This is a genomic window from Paenibacillus sp. J22R98, from assembly GCF_059383835.1.
Genome location: NZ_JBXENW010000003.1, coordinates 260,958 through 274,944 on the forward strand (window position 1 = coordinate 260,958; position 13,987 = coordinate 274,944).

The following is a 13,987-nucleotide window of genomic DNA, read 5'->3' on the forward strand; positions in this document are numbered from 1 at the left end:
CCTAACCAGAGAGCCGGGACAGGTGGAAGCCGGCAAGGTGCAGCTTTTGGAAAATGGTCCCGGAGAACTCGTGCTCGAGCGCTCAGTCGATTGGAAGGCTGAAGTAAGGGTACGGCGACTGACCTCGTTATCGGTTTGAAGGCCATCGCTTTGCATGTGCGGGCAGATGGTTCTAATGAAGCTTTCTTCGGAGCAGCATGCCGGGGAGAGAAAATTGGGTGGTACCGCGTTAGCGACAAGCTTTCGTCCCATAGTGGATGGAAGCTTTTTTTGCGTTTATGAATCAGACAAAACCCGAACAAGGAGACGAGAGACAATGAGTGAAACGACGAAACCATCCTTTTATATTACGACACCCATCTATTATCCGAGCGACAAGCTCCATATCGGCCATGCGTATACGACGGTAGCAGGTGATGCGATGGCCCGCTACAAGCGTCTGCGGGGTTATGACGTTTGGTATTTGACCGGTACTGACGAGCACGGCCAGAAGATTGAACGCAAGGCACAAGAGAAGGGCAAAACGCCTCAGCAGTTCGTCGACGATATCGTAGTAACCATTAAAGAGCTGTGGAAGAAGCTTGATATCTCCAACGATGATTTCATTCGCACAACGGAAGATCGCCATAAAGCAGTCGTGGAACAAATCTTCGATCAGCTGCTTCAGCAAGGCGATATCTATAAAGGAAACTACGAAGGCCTGTACTGTACGCCATGTGAATCGTTCTTCCTGGAGCGCCAGCTGGTAAACGGAAACTGTCCGGATTGCGGACGTCCGGTTGAGCTCGTGAAGGAAGAGAGCTACTTCTTCCGGATGAGCAAATACGCGGATCGTTTGCTGCAGTTCTACGAAGAGAACCCGGAGTTCATTCAGCCGGAATCCCGCAAGAACGAAATGATCAACAACTTCATTAAGCCGGGTCTGGAGGACTTGGCGGTATCCCGTACAACGTTCGATTGGGGCGTCAAAGTAAAAGGCGATCCGAAGCATGTCGTGTATGTATGGATCGACGCATTGTCGAACTATATTACGGCACTGGGTTACGGTTCGGACAATCAAAGCCAATATGACAAGTTCTGGCCGGCCGACGTTCATCTGGTTGGCAAAGAAATCGTGCGTTTCCATACGATCTATTGGCCGATTATGCTGATGGCGCTTGATCTGCCGCTTCCGAAGAAGGTCTTCGCACACGGATGGCTTCTAATGAAAGATGGCAAAATGTCCAAGTCCAAAGGCAATGTCGTTGATCCTGTAACGTTGATCGACCGTTACGGCCTCGATGCGCTTCGTTACTACTTGCTGCGCGAAGTTCCATTTGGTGCAGATGGTACGTTCACACCGGAGAACTTCGTGGAACGGATCAACTTCGACCTAGCGAATGATCTTGGAAACCTGCTGAACCGGACGATCGCGATGATCGACAAATATTTTGGCGGCAACGTTCCGGCTTACGACGGCACTGTAACAGCATTCGATGAGACATTGTCCACACTGGCAATTGGCACGGCTGAGCAGGTTGAAGCAGCCATGGAGCGTATGGAGTTCTCCGTAGCGCTTACTGCGATTTGGCAGCTAGTCAGCCGCACAAACAAATATATCGATGAAACCCAGCCATGGACGCTTGCTAAGAACGAGGAGAAACGCGGCGAGCTTGCTTCTGTTATGCACCACTTGGCGGAATCGCTTCGGATCATCTCGATTCTGCTGCAGCCGTTCCTGACGAATGCACCGCTTAAGATCCGCGCTCAGCTTGGTCTTACCGAAGGCGCGTTGACGGATTGGAACAGCACGAAGCAATTCGGCCAATTCCCGGGCGGCACAAAAGTAGTGAAAGGCGATCCGATCTTCCCGCGCCTTGACGTAGCGGAGGAAACTTCGTTTATCGCTATCTCTATGGGCGGCGGTACTGCGTCTGCGGAAGCTGCTGAAGAGCCGGCTGCTGAAACTGCGGCGTCTGCCTCAGCTCCAACTGCTCCTGCCGAGACAGAAGCGCCTGCACTGAAAGAAGAGATTGCCATTGACGAGTTCGCCAAGGTAGAGCTGCGCGTGGCGCAAGTGCTGGCTGCCGAGCCGATTCCAAAGGCGGATAAGCTTCTGAAGCTGCAGCTCGACCTCGGCTTTGAGAAACGCCAGGTTGTATCCGGCATTGCCAAATTCTACACACCGGAGCAGCTTGTGGGACGCAAGGTCATTTGCGTAACGAACCTGAAGCCGGTGAAGCTGCGCGGCGAAATGTCGCAGGGCATGATTCTTGCCGCTTCACACGGCGATCAATTGACATTGGCGACTGTGCCTGATGATATGCCTAATGGCGCAATTGTGAAATAAGCATGAACGATAGACCGCCGGAGCGCTATGCTTCGGCGGTTGCTTGTTGACAGGGCATATAGGCGTCTATATAATCAAATTGTAATGTTTACGATTATGAGAAGTAGAGGTGCAGTATAAATGGTTTCGAAATCGTTCCGTCCAATGGCACTGTCAGCGATTACGCTGGCATTTCTTGTTTTTATTCTTGCTGGCTGCGGTTCCGCATCGAAAGGCAAGCTTGTCGAGGGGAAGCTGAATGTGGTTACCAGCTTCTACCCGCTCTATTTCCTCGCTAAGGAAATCGGCGGAAACGGCACGAATGCCATTAACATGATTCCGGCCGGCGTAGAGCCGCATGATTGGAGTCCGAAGAGCCGTGACTTGGACACGGCATCGCAAGCGCGGCTGTTTCTGTATAATGGCGCTGGGCTAGAAGGCTGGGTGGATGACTTCTTGGAAGGTTTGCCGAGCGATACGAAGGTCATGACCGTAGAAGCGAGTAAGGATATTGTGAAGCTTTCCGGTAATCCGGAAGAAGAAGAAGGGCACACCGATGACAGCCATCATATTGATCCTCATACGTGGGTAAGCCCGAAATCGATGCTCATCATGGCGAAGACCGTACTAGATAGTTTCATTGCGGCAGATCAGTCGCATAAGAGTGATTATGAAGCGAACTATGCAACGCTGCATGCGAAGCTAACGGACTTGGATGAATCGTATAAGAAGGCGTTAAGCGCAGCGCCTCGTAAGGATATAGTGACATCGCATCAAGCATTTGGTTATTTGGCCCGTGATTATGGACTGAAACAAGTGGCTATAATGGGGTTGTCCCCTGATGCAGAGCCGAAGGCGCAGGATTTGCTTCGGATCGCCAAGTATGTGAAGGACAATGGGATCAAGTATATCTTCTTTGAAGAGCTGGTATCCGATGAATTAGCTAAGACGCTTGCTAGAGAAGCTGATGTGAGCACCATGGTGCTGAACCCGCTAGAAGGGCTTACGCCGGAGCAGGAAGCCAAGGGGGAAGATTACTTCTCTCTAATGAAGGCGAATTTGCAAAATCTAGTTCAAGCCTTACAATAGAAAGAAGGAAGTAAGATGCAGACAAAGCAGCAACAACCGCAATTTGTGTGTCATCAGCCGATCATAGAGTTAAACGATGTCTCGTTTGCTTATGAGCAAAAACCGGTCATCGACGATGTCTGTTTTTCGATCCAGGAGCGGGACTTCGTTGGGCTGATCGGCTCGAACGGCGCAGGGAAGACGACACTACTGCGCATGATTGTAGGCTTGATGAAACCAACAAGCGGGACGATCAAGCTGTTCGGAGAGCCAATCGGGCAGTTTAGAGATTGGAATCGAATCGGCTATGTACCGCAAAAGAATTCGTTTAATCCACTGTTTCCGGCTACCGTGCGCGAGGTCGTGTTGTCCGGGTTATACAGCCGCAACAAACTGTTTAAGCGTGTGTCGAAGGCGGATGGCATAAAGTGCGATGAAGCACTGCATGCGATGAAGATAGAGGATCTGGCCGGCAAACGGATCGGTCAGTTGTCCGGCGGCCAACAGCAGCGTGCTTTTCTCGCGCGTGCACTCATCAACAATCCCGCATTGCTCATCCTGGACGAGCCGACGGTCGGCATCGATTCCGAGACGCAGGAAGGATTCTTCCATCTGATCAAACATATGCATCAGCACCATAACATTACGTTCCTGATGGTTTCGCATGATATGGAGATGATCCGCTCTTACCTGGGGCAGCAGCCGAAGCAGCAATGCGGCAAAATCAAGTTTTATGTGAAGCATTCCCATGATCTGGAGGATTGTGTGGAAACGAATTTGACGCATAGCTTAAGAGAGCTGCGTCATTCCATGGAGAGAGGGAAAGTAGGCGTTTAGGTGGATATCGTAACGAGTGAATTTTTTCAGAGGGCGCTGATCGGGGGCGTGCTCATTGGTATCACGGCCCCGTTGATGGGCCTTTTTCTTGTCTTGCGAAGGCTCTCTATGATCGGAGATACGTTAGCGCATGTGTCGATAGCGGGGGTCGCACTTGGTTTTCTGATCGGCGTCTACCCTGTCGCGATGGGTCTTCTATTCGCGCTTGCCGCTACCTTCGCCATTGAGAAGCTGCGCAAAGCGTACAAGACCTATGCAGAGCTATCTATCGCGATCATCATGTCCGGCGGCGTAGCGCTGGCGTCTTTGCTTTTTACAATGGGCAAAGGCTTTAACGTAAGTGTCAGCGGTTATTTGTTCGGCAGCATCTATACGCTCGATTCCGTGGATCTCATCTTAATCGGAGTCGTAACCGTCATCGTTCTGCTCGCTGTAGCGCTTCATGCGAAGGAATTGTTTCTGCTCACCTTCGACGAAGATGCAGCGGCCGTCAGCGGTTTGCCGACGCGTTATTTTAATTTCATGATAAGCGTACTGACGGCACTCGTGATCAGCGTGTCAATCAAGATCGTCGGAGCGCTGCTTGTGTCCGCACTGCTAACTATTCCGGCGGCCTGCAGCCTAATCATCGCCAGAAGCTTCCGGCAATCGGTAGTCACCGTCGTTGTCATCGCAGAGCTTGCGGTTACGATTGGGCTGCTCGTTGCAGGAGTTTGGAACTTGGCACCGGGCGGTACGATTGTTATGCTGCTTATTGTTTTTCTATTGCTGCTGCTTTCCATCAGACGGAAATTTAGCGCAGGATGAAGATGGAGGTGAGTACATATGTCTGACGTAACGATTTGGGCTGCTTTCGGAGCAGGGATCGCTTCCTTTATCTCTCCGTGCTGCCTGCCGCTGTACCCGTCCTATTTATCCTATATTACCGGCGTGTCCGTAAGTGATCTGAAGAGCGAGCATCCCGGCAAAGAAGTGCGGATTCGCACGATGACCCATACGTTTTTCTTCATCTTAGGGTTCTCCGTCGTGTATTACACGCTGGGTTATGGCACCAATGCGTTCGCGGAGCTGTTCTCCGAGTATCAGACGCTAATCCGGCAGCTATCTGCTGTCCTTATCATTCTGATGGGCCTTGTCTTAATGGGACTGATTCAGCCGAAATTATTGCTGCGCGAAATGAAAATCCCGCTTAAAACCAACCGTTCCGGTTACTTTGCATCGTTCATCTTCGGCATCGGCTTCTCAGCAGGCTGGTCGCCGTGTACAGGTCCGATTCTGGCCAGCATCCTCTTAATGGCTGCTTCCGAGCCGGGAACATGGTTCCAGCTAACGACCGCATATGCCCTTGGATTTGCGATCCCGTTCTTCGTACTAGCCTTCTTCATTGGCTCCACAAGATGGATCGTGCGTTACTCCAGTATCATGATGAAAATCGGCGGCGCCGTTATGCTGCTCATGGGCATCCTGCTCTTCACCGACCGGATGACCAAAATCACCATCTGGCTGAACACCATCACGCCGGATTGGCTGAAGTTCTAGAACTGTTCAAAGTAAGCTTCAGAACGAAGGGATGTGCCTGCGGCTGCTGTTGATAGGGGGTTATTCTGGATTAGGTTTTAAGGTGATATCCCCCTATCAAAGGCAGCACGTAAACTCTCCGGTCACACCCTTCTTTTCTTTCGTACTTTTATTCGTTCAAGTGAAATACTCAATCTTAGCATCTTCAAAATGTTCAAAGATGCGCTCCGAGATAAACATGCGGAGCGCTTCTGCTTGTTCATCGGGATATACATATTTGCCTTGTCCCCAGCGGCCCCATTTGTATTTGCGCTTCTCGATGTCCATTTCCAGCTTAGTGCGCGGATACCGTTTCTCGATGACGTTCTTCGCTGTTTTCGTGAAGCGATGCTGAATGAGCTCGAAGGTCAAATTCGATGAGGCATCCTTCGGGAGAGCGGCAGCAAGAGAAGAGAGGAGCTCCGCATAACCTTCTTGCCATCCGTCGTACCAAATAATCGGCGCGATGATGAAGCCGAGCGGATAGCCGGCTCTGGCGATTTTGGCGGCAGCTTCAATTCGCTGTTCGAACCTTGAGGTGTTCGGCTCGAAATTCTTGATGACATAATTGGCATTGACGCTGAAACGGATGCGGGTGTGATTATTATGTTTAATATCCAGCAAAGAATCGACATAATGATATTTCGTAACGAAACGGAGCCTGCCGTACTCTTGTCCGGCCATGAACGTGATGAGCTCGCGCAAGCTGCCTGAAATGGGCTCGAGACCAACCGGGTCAGAGGTACAGGCAGCCTCGAACCTTGTGATTTCCGGAATGCGCTCATCGATATAGCCTTTAGCGGCTTGAATGATTTCATCGGTATTCACGTAAATACGGATATAGGGCTTAGCTCCCAGTGTGGTTTGAAGGTAACAATAATGGCAATGGCCCATGCAGCCGGTGGCGATGGGAATGGCGTATTCGGCCGATGGCTTGGACGTATCAAATTTCAGCGTTTTTCGGATGCCGACAACAAGCGTTCTTTTCGCGATTTTATATTGTTCCAGCTCGGTTTCACCGGGTAAATTGGTAATGCGGTTATGAGAAGTCGTCATTTTATAAGGAATACCGATCGACTTGACCCATTCCATTATTCGTTGGCCTTTAGGGTAGTCAAGCGCGGCAGGCTCGAAATAAACAAGCTCCGGAATAAAGGACTCATGCACCCGTATGTTCACGGGTGGTCGTTCAAGCAAAGTTGTACTCAAGTGGAATACACCTCCTTAGGATTCAAACGAAAAGTAGCATTAGTTTGAGGAAATTCGTCACAAAGCAAACATGGAAAGTTAAGTGCGGCAGGTTGCGGCGCGTATGGCGGGCGGTGTATGATACTAAGAGTAATGCGAGGATGGTCCTAACGTACGGGATGACGGTGAATGGAGGAAAGTGGAATGCCTACTCCGAGTATGGAGGATTATTTAGAACGAATTTATAAATTAATCGATGAAAAAGGATACGCGCGGGTCTCCGATATTGCGGAGGGACTTGAGGTTCATCCATCATCTGTAACGAAAATGATTCAGAAGCTGGATAAAGACAGCTATCTGATCTATGAGAAGTACCGCGGCCTAGTGCTGACCAATAAAGGGAAGAAAATGGGCAAACGTCTCGTGGAGCGGCATCATTTGCTCGAAACGTTCCTGACACTTATAGGGGTACAAGACGAGAACATCTATAAAGATGTGGAAGGGATCGAGCATCACTTAAGCTGGGATTCGATTACCTGCATCGAAACGCTTGTGGAATTTTTCCGTCGGGATCCTTCGCGCATGGAAGATTTCAAGGCCGTACACGCTGATCTGAATAACGAGTAGAACAAAAGGGGCATCTCCAAACGTCATGGTTGCCATGGCGCTTAGGGATGCCCCTTTATAGTTGATGCTGCTTAGTGATATTTAGGTAAATTGTCATCATCCTTGCCGCCTTCGATCACACGAAACGGCATATTCTTGCGAGTTTTACTCTTGCTTGCCTGCGGCTGGTCTTTTCGCGCTCCGGTCTTATACCGCGGCTTTGCTTTTGCTCTTGCGGCGCCCGGAGGGAATTTGTAGAGCAGGTAGATAGCACCGAATACGGCGACCGGGATGATAAGCTGGTAGGGATTACTTATCGTTTGGCTAATGATACCGATGACGACAAGCGCTAGGATGATGACTGACAGAAGGCTCATTTTACGAGGCATGACCTTCACCCTTCCTTCCCATATCTTGACTATTAGGCTTGCGTTTTGGCTACTTGACCGTCCAGCTCCAGCATACGATTGAAAGAAGCGATCGATACGGCTACTTGCTCATCGGTAGGCTCTTTCGTCGTAAGCTTCTGAAGCCACAGCCCCGGGTAACCAAGGAAACGAAGTACGGGCAGATCACGCAGCGCGTTCGTGAAACGAAGGGCTTCGTAAGATGCACCGAGTACTACAGGCAACAACAAGATGCGAATATAAATTCGTTCCCATAACGAATCCCAATGGAAGAACGAATATACGATCACGCCGACCAATACGGAGAACACGATGAAACTGCTTCCGCAGCGGTAATGCAAGCGTGTGAATCGTTGTACATTGGAAACCGTGAGCTCCGCTCCGGCTTCGTAAGCGCTTATTACTTTATGCTCGGCGCCGTGATACTGGAACAATCGTTTAATGATCGGTGTGAGCGAGATGAAATATAAATAAGAGAGCAGCAGTAAGATTTTGATAAAACCTTCAATAAGGTTGTGTACTATTATATTCTCGAAAGCATGTTCGAAGAGCAACTGTTCGAGAAGTGCAGGTACAAGTGTGAAAATTAATTTACCGAATACGAAGGATAGTATCCCCGCGATCGCAACCCCGACAATCATGCTGAGGCTCCAGCCGCTTTTCTCCTTGGTTGCGGGCTTGTCTCCGTCTTTGGCCTCGTCAAGCTCATCTTCCGCATACGATTCCATCGAGAAGTTTAAATGCTGTGATCCTTTGGCGCTTGATTCTAGAATTGCGACCACGCCGCGGAGCAACGGTATTTTTTTGAGCTTCTGAATCCAAGGTTTTGTCGTACGAGGTACCTCATAGAAAATAATTTCATTATTCTTCCGACGAACCGCAGTCACATTCGCATGTCTTCCTGCAAACATAACCCCTTCAATGACGGCTTGTCCGCCATAAATATTTTGCGTGCTCTGAGACAAGGGCGAATCACCATCCTTTAGTTTGACATTTGCGTCTATGAATAATTTCGAATTCTCTCCTTATTGTACTTGATTCGCGTACTGATTGCGAGTAGCATCGATTCCCTGAAATGCCGAATGTTCCGATTTGCGGCAGAAACGATTGCGCATACTAATGTCAATCACTCGCTTGATCAAGCCAATTATAGGAGGCACACGACAGATGCGGAAAGTAAAGTCAGAACGCAGAAAGCATAACAGTCCAAGCGATTACAACGGTAAGGCGCATACAAACTCGTTTCGTTATTGTTTAAAATTAGGTTTCTATGCAGGCTTAATATGGGGCTTGCTGCACTGGTTGCTTTTCGCGATCAAATTTACCAAGGTAACGCCGGGGTTTCTCATTGAGCCTTTCTTCCAACAGTCCTTCATCAAGACAGGATGGGGACATTTTGTAGGCATCTTAGCGTTTATCGTGTTCTCGATAGTGGCTGCTTTTATTTATAAGCTGCTGCTGGGAAGGTTACAAGGTCCATGGGCCGGGCTAATCTACGGCTTAGTCTGGTGGCTCCTGCTTTTCATGACGATCGGTCCGGTCATGCGGATGATGGATCCCGTCAATAAAATCGGCTACGATACGTTAATTACAGAAGGCTGTTTCTTCACCCTATGGGGACTGTTTATCGGCTTTACAATTGCCTTCGAATTTACCGACGAAGCGTCCAGAGAGCCGGCTGGCGCACTCTAGAAACACACGGGTCTGGAGAGCTCTTCTCAAAGGGTGGGTCTTTGTGATAGAATGGCTAATGATCTATGCGCCGGGAGGACTCTCCATGACCAGAATACTCGTACTAAATGGGCCGAATTTAAACATGCTCGGCATCCGGGAACCCGGTGTTTACGGCTCGATGTCGCTTCAAGCCATCGAAGCGCTCGTGAAGGAAACCGCGGATTCGCTTGGAGTGGAAGTTTCGTTCTTTCAGTCGAATCATGAGGGAGCGATTATCGATCGCATTCATGAAGCCTATGGCCAAGCGGATGGAATCGTAATGAATCCGGGAGCCTTTACACATTACAGCTATGCGATTCGCGATGCGATTGGCGGCGTAGGCTTGCCTGTAGTAGAGGTGCATATCTCGAATATTCATAAACGCGAAGCTTTCCGCCATGTTTCGGTCATTGCGCCTGTGGCCATCGGTCAAATCGCCGGTTTCGGTGCACAGAGCTATGTACTTGGCCTAAACGCACTGATTCAACATTTACAGCAGCATAATGAAAAAGGGTGATTCCATGACATCTAAACGATTAGCCGGTTTACGCGACAAGCTCCCTGCCCTGCAGGTGGATGCGATTCTCGTAACGAGTGCCGTTAACCGTCGGTACATAAGTGGATTTACAGGCTCATCAGGCGTGCTGCTCATCACCGCTGCGGACAGTTGGCTGTTGACCGATTTCCGTTATATGACACAGGCCCCGCAGCAAGCACCGAACTTTACGGTTGTTGAGCATGGACCGAAGTGGATTGAAACGGTAAGAGATCTGGCCGCTTCTGCGGGAGTTCGCAAGCTTGCTTTTGAACAGGATCACGTCGTATTCAGCAGCTACACCGCTTGGAACGAAGCGCTTGGCACTGCCATCGAATTAACTCCGGCTTCCGGTGTTATCGAAGATCTGCGATTGTTCAAGGATGAAGCGGAGCTAGCGGTAATACGCGAATCTTGTGCGCTTGCAGATGAAACGTTCAAGCATATTCTTGGTTTTATCAAGCCGGGTCTGCGGGAACGCGAGGTAGCGCTTGAGATGGAGATGTTTATGCGCAGCAGAGGCGCAACATCGTCGTCATTTGATACGATTGTAGCTTCCGGAGAACGTTCCGCACTGCCGCATGGAGTTGCAAGTGATCGGGTTATTGGCAATAATGAGTTTGTGAAGCTTGATTTTGGCGCTTTATATAACGGTTATTGCTCCGATTTAACGAGAACGATCGTTGTAGGGCAGCCTACAGATCGCCATCGTGAGATTTATGACATTGTATTAGAAGCACAGCTTGCTGCATTGGCAGGCATTAAACCGGGCATGACCGGACGTGAAGCAGATGCGCTGGCGCGCGACATTATTACGCGTCATGGCTACGGCGACAAATTCGGACATGGTACAGGTCACGGCTTTGGCATGGAAATTCACGAGTCGCCGCGTTTGTCGGTGGGCGGAACAACCGTGCTTGAACCGGGCATGACCGTTACGGTAGAGCCGGGCATTTACATTCCCGGTTTTGGCGGAGTCCGGATCGAAGACGATATCGTCATCACCGCTGACGGAAATGCGTTATTAACCTCATCACCGAAGACATTGTTCACTTTGGCGTGAGTTTTATAAAAGAAGGGGTCTCAAACACCCTATTACCATTTAAAGTGAGAGTTTGACTCCGTCAAACTCCCTATTACCAATCAAGGAGAGGGTTTGACTCCGTCAAACGCTCCTATTACAGGAGGAAATGCAGTGATTTCAGTTAATGATTTTAAAACAGGCCTAACCGTTGAGGTAGAAGGCGATATCTTCACCGTTATTGATTTTCAACACGTTAAACCGGGTAAAGGCGCAGCATTCGTTCGCTCGAAGCTGAAAAACCTTAGAAACGGTAACACAGTTGAAAGAACGTTCCGCGCAGGCGAGAACATCGGTAAAGCAAACATCGAGAACCGTGCGGTTCAATACCTGTACAACTCCGGTTCCGAGTATTCTTTCATGGACAACGAAACTTATGACCAATTCACGCTTGATAAAAAGCAGCTGGAATGGGAAATTAACTTCCTGAAAGAAAACATGACCGTTAACATCTCCAGCTACAATACAGAAATCATCGGTATCCAATTGCCGAACACGGTTGACCTGAAAGTAACTGAAACTGAGCCAGGCGTTAAAGGCAACACAGCACAAGGCGCTACGAAGAACGCAACTTGTGAAACAGGCCTTAACGTTCAAGTTCCTCTATTCATTAACGAAGGCGATGTACTGCTGATCGATACACGCGACGGCAAATATATCTCCCGTGCTAAAGAGCAATAGAACCAGCAGCAAAGCCGTCCGGACATCGTGCCGTACGGCTTTTTTGTCATATTCAAACTTACGCATATATGCTATAATCTTGTTTTATGAAGAACTTTAGACTTTACACTTAGAACTGCGTTGGGAGTGGATCAGAAGTGTCGTTGATAGTAATGAAGTTCGGCGGCAGCTCCGTCGGCTCAACAGAGCGGATGCAACGGGTTGCAAGGCGAATCGCCGATTATAAGGAAGCCGGTCATAAGGTTGTAGTAGTCGTCTCCGCTATGGGAGATACAACCGACGATCTAATCGATCAATCCAAGCTGCTTAACGCGAACCCGCCCGCACGCGAAATGGATATGCTGCTGACGGTAGGCGAACAAATATCGGTTGCGCTGCTTTCGATGGCCATTGATGCAATTGGGCATAAGGCCATGTCATTCACAGGTTGGCAAGCAGGAATCGAGACAGAAGCGGTACATGCGAAAGCACGGATTACGGATATCAAGCCGGATCGTATTTTTGCTGCATTGGACAATGGGTACACGGTTATTGTTGCAGGCTTCCAGGGTTCCACTTCTGAAGGCGAAATCACGACACTGGGCCGCGGAGGCTCCGACACAACGGCTGTGGCGCTGGCTGCTGCCATTAAAGCGGACGTCTGTGAAATCTACACGGATGTGGACGGTATCTACTCCACAGATCCGCGCGTAGTCAAATGTGCTCGTAAATTGGATGAGATTTCCTATGACGAAATGCTTGAGCTCGCGAACTTAGGGGCAGCAGTCCTTCATCCACGAGCGGTAGAATATGCGAAAAATTATAATGTACGTCTTGTAGTTCGTTCTAGCTTTACGCAAAATGAAGGCACGAGTGTGAAGGAGGAAGCGGTCATGGAACAAGGGATGGTCGTTCGCGGCATCGCCTATGACAAAAACGTAGCACGAATCAGTATTCTGGGTGTAGAAGATATTCCGGGCGTACTTGCAAAAGTGTTCGGCGCGCTTGCTTCTAGCGGCATCGACGTCGATATCATCGTTCAAAGCGGGACCCAAGACGGCAAAGCAGACTTTGCGTTCACGGTTTCCCTGAACGATAAAGATAAAGCAATCGCAGTCGTAGAGCGCATCCGCAGCGAAGTGCCATACCGTGAAGTGAACTCCGAAGTTGACCTCGTTAAAGTGTCTATCGTTGGCGCAGGCATGGTCAGCAATCCGGGGGTTGCAGCGAAAATGTTCGCGGCGATCTACGAGCTCGGCATCAGCATCAAACTGGTTTCGACTTCCGAGATTCGTCTATCGGTTGTAATCGCGGCCGATACGGTTCATGATGTTATCCGTGCGCTTCATACCGCTTACGGATTGGACACGGCGGAGCAAGTATTCGTTGGCGGACCACAAGACAGACGTTAATTTCATACAACCAATAGAAAAAAGGACAGCAGCGCGATTGAGCGCTTCTGTCCTTTTTGTTTTCTGATTAAGTGCTTAGAATCGTTCGGCGATAAAGCTGAATAGCTTAAACAAGATTGCCGTAATCCCGGCAGCCATAAGCGGACCAACCGGAATGCCGCGCAGAAACACAATGCCAATGATAGATCCCACGACAAGGCCGACGATGAGCTGGGGATCAAACTTTAGCATTTCGAGGCCTTTTCCATTCACGTAAGTGGCGATCGCGCCGCCGGTCAGCGCCAGTATACCGGGCCAGGAGGTGATGACATTCAACATATCCTTGGAGCTGATTCGCTCGGATGCAAATGGAACGAGAACGCTGAACGTCAGAAATAACAAACCTAGCTCGAGTCCTCTGCGTTCGATCGTAGGGAGAAAACGCTCCAAATGGACGAGCTTGACGATCAGCAGCACGCAGGCTGCCGTTGAAATAATCGGCGAACGGCCGATTAAGCCGATCACAATCAGAAGAACAAGAACTACTTCCCCGCTCATGCTTGTTGACTCCTTCAATTCGTATGTCACCGCCTTCGCGCCTCACGCGCAGGCGCCCATACCCCATTGTATGGAACA

The 13,987-nt window shown here is 49.6% G+C and carries 15 protein-coding genes; 11 read left to right on the forward strand and 4 right to left on the reverse strand.

Features of this window, described 5'->3' with window-relative positions:
* Window positions 1–316: 316 nt before the first annotated feature.
* The 5 genes from metG (at window position 317) to AC50Y3_RS11210 (ending at window position 5,752) form a co-directional block, all read left to right on the forward strand.
* Entirely contained in the window at window positions 317–2,329 is a 2,013-nt protein-coding gene (gene metG, locus AC50Y3_RS11190) for a methionine--tRNA ligase (protein ID WP_494818838.1), read from the forward strand.
* A gap of 120 nt (window positions 2,330–2,449) precedes the next feature.
* On the forward strand, window positions 2,450–3,397 hold the full coding sequence (locus tag AC50Y3_RS11195) for a metal ABC transporter solute-binding protein, Zn/Mn family (protein ID WP_494818839.1): 948 nt from the start codon (window positions 2,450–2,452) through the stop codon (window positions 3,395–3,397).
* Between the two features lie 15 nt (window positions 3,398–3,412).
* Window positions 3,413–4,213: a metal ABC transporter ATP-binding protein gene (locus tag AC50Y3_RS11200; RefSeq protein ID WP_494818840.1), complete on the forward strand. Its 801-nt coding sequence runs from the start codon at window positions 3,413–3,415 to the stop codon at window positions 4,211–4,213.
* Window positions 4,214–5,020 carry a metal ABC transporter permease gene (locus AC50Y3_RS11205; RefSeq protein ID WP_494818841.1) on the forward strand — a complete coding sequence of 269 codons (807 nt, stop codon included), beginning with the start codon at window positions 4,214–4,216 and terminating at the stop codon, window positions 5,018–5,020. It abuts the gene before it with no gap.
* Between the two features lie 18 nt (window positions 5,021–5,038).
* Window positions 5,039–5,752, forward strand: a complete 714-nt coding sequence (locus tag AC50Y3_RS11210) for a cytochrome c biogenesis CcdA family protein (RefSeq protein WP_494818842.1) — start codon at window positions 5,039–5,041, stop codon at window positions 5,750–5,752.
* Between the two features lie 156 nt (window positions 5,753–5,908).
* Here the strand turns inward: AC50Y3_RS11210 and splB are convergent, their stop codons facing one another.
* Window positions 5,909–6,979, reverse strand: coding sequence for a spore photoproduct lyase (gene splB, locus AC50Y3_RS11215; protein WP_494818843.1), 1,071 nt, complete (start codon window positions 6,977–6,979; stop codon window positions 5,909–5,911).
* 183 nt (window positions 6,980–7,162) lie between these two features.
* On the opposite strand from splB, the gene mntR reads away from it, so the two are divergent.
* Complete coding sequence (gene mntR / locus AC50Y3_RS11220) at window positions 7,163–7,585, forward strand: transcriptional regulator MntR (RefSeq protein ID WP_494818844.1); 423 nt, start codon at window positions 7,163–7,165, stop codon at window positions 7,583–7,585.
* Between the two features lie 71 nt (window positions 7,586–7,656).
* Here the strand turns inward: mntR and AC50Y3_RS11225 are convergent, their stop codons facing one another.
* Window positions 7,657–7,953, reverse strand: a complete 297-nt coding sequence (locus tag AC50Y3_RS11225) for a hypothetical protein (protein WP_494818845.1) — start codon at window positions 7,951–7,953, stop codon at window positions 7,657–7,659.
* A 32-nt stretch (window positions 7,954–7,985) separates the two neighbouring features.
* Window positions 7,986–8,936: a DUF1385 domain-containing protein gene (locus AC50Y3_RS11230; RefSeq protein WP_494818846.1), complete on the reverse strand. Its 951-nt coding sequence runs from the start codon at window positions 8,934–8,936 to the stop codon at window positions 7,986–7,988.
* Window positions 8,937–9,138: 202 nt separating this feature from the next.
* On the opposite strand from AC50Y3_RS11230, the gene AC50Y3_RS11235 reads away from it, so the two are divergent.
* The 5 genes from AC50Y3_RS11235 (at window position 9,139) to AC50Y3_RS11255 (ending at window position 13,372) form a co-directional block, all read left to right on the forward strand.
* Window positions 9,139–9,663 carry a YqhR family membrane protein gene (locus AC50Y3_RS11235; RefSeq protein ID WP_494818847.1) on the forward strand — a complete coding sequence of 175 codons (525 nt, stop codon included), beginning with the start codon at window positions 9,139–9,141 and terminating at the stop codon, window positions 9,661–9,663.
* Window positions 9,664–9,748: 85 nt separating this feature from the next.
* Window positions 9,749–10,201 (forward strand): type II 3-dehydroquinate dehydratase, encoded by a 453-nt coding sequence (gene aroQ / locus AC50Y3_RS11240; protein WP_494818848.1) that lies wholly within the window; start codon window positions 9,749–9,751, stop codon window positions 10,199–10,201.
* Window positions 10,202–10,205: 4 nt separating this feature from the next.
* Window positions 10,206–11,282, forward strand: coding sequence for a M24 family metallopeptidase (locus AC50Y3_RS11245; RefSeq protein WP_494818849.1), 1,077 nt, complete (start codon window positions 10,206–10,208; stop codon window positions 11,280–11,282).
* A 132-nt stretch (window positions 11,283–11,414) separates the two neighbouring features.
* Window positions 11,415–11,981: an elongation factor P gene (gene efp / locus AC50Y3_RS11250; protein ID WP_090976934.1), complete on the forward strand. Its 567-nt coding sequence runs from the start codon at window positions 11,415–11,417 to the stop codon at window positions 11,979–11,981.
* A gap of 137 nt (window positions 11,982–12,118) precedes the next feature.
* Window positions 12,119–13,372 carry an aspartate kinase gene (locus AC50Y3_RS11255; protein ID WP_494818850.1) on the forward strand — a complete coding sequence of 418 codons (1,254 nt, stop codon included), beginning with the start codon at window positions 12,119–12,121 and terminating at the stop codon, window positions 13,370–13,372.
* Between the two features lie 75 nt (window positions 13,373–13,447).
* Here the strand turns inward: AC50Y3_RS11255 and AC50Y3_RS11260 are convergent, their stop codons facing one another.
* Complete coding sequence (locus AC50Y3_RS11260) at window positions 13,448–13,909, reverse strand: DUF441 domain-containing protein (protein ID WP_494818851.1); 462 nt, start codon at window positions 13,907–13,909, stop codon at window positions 13,448–13,450.
* Window positions 13,910–13,987 lie beyond the last annotated feature (78 nt).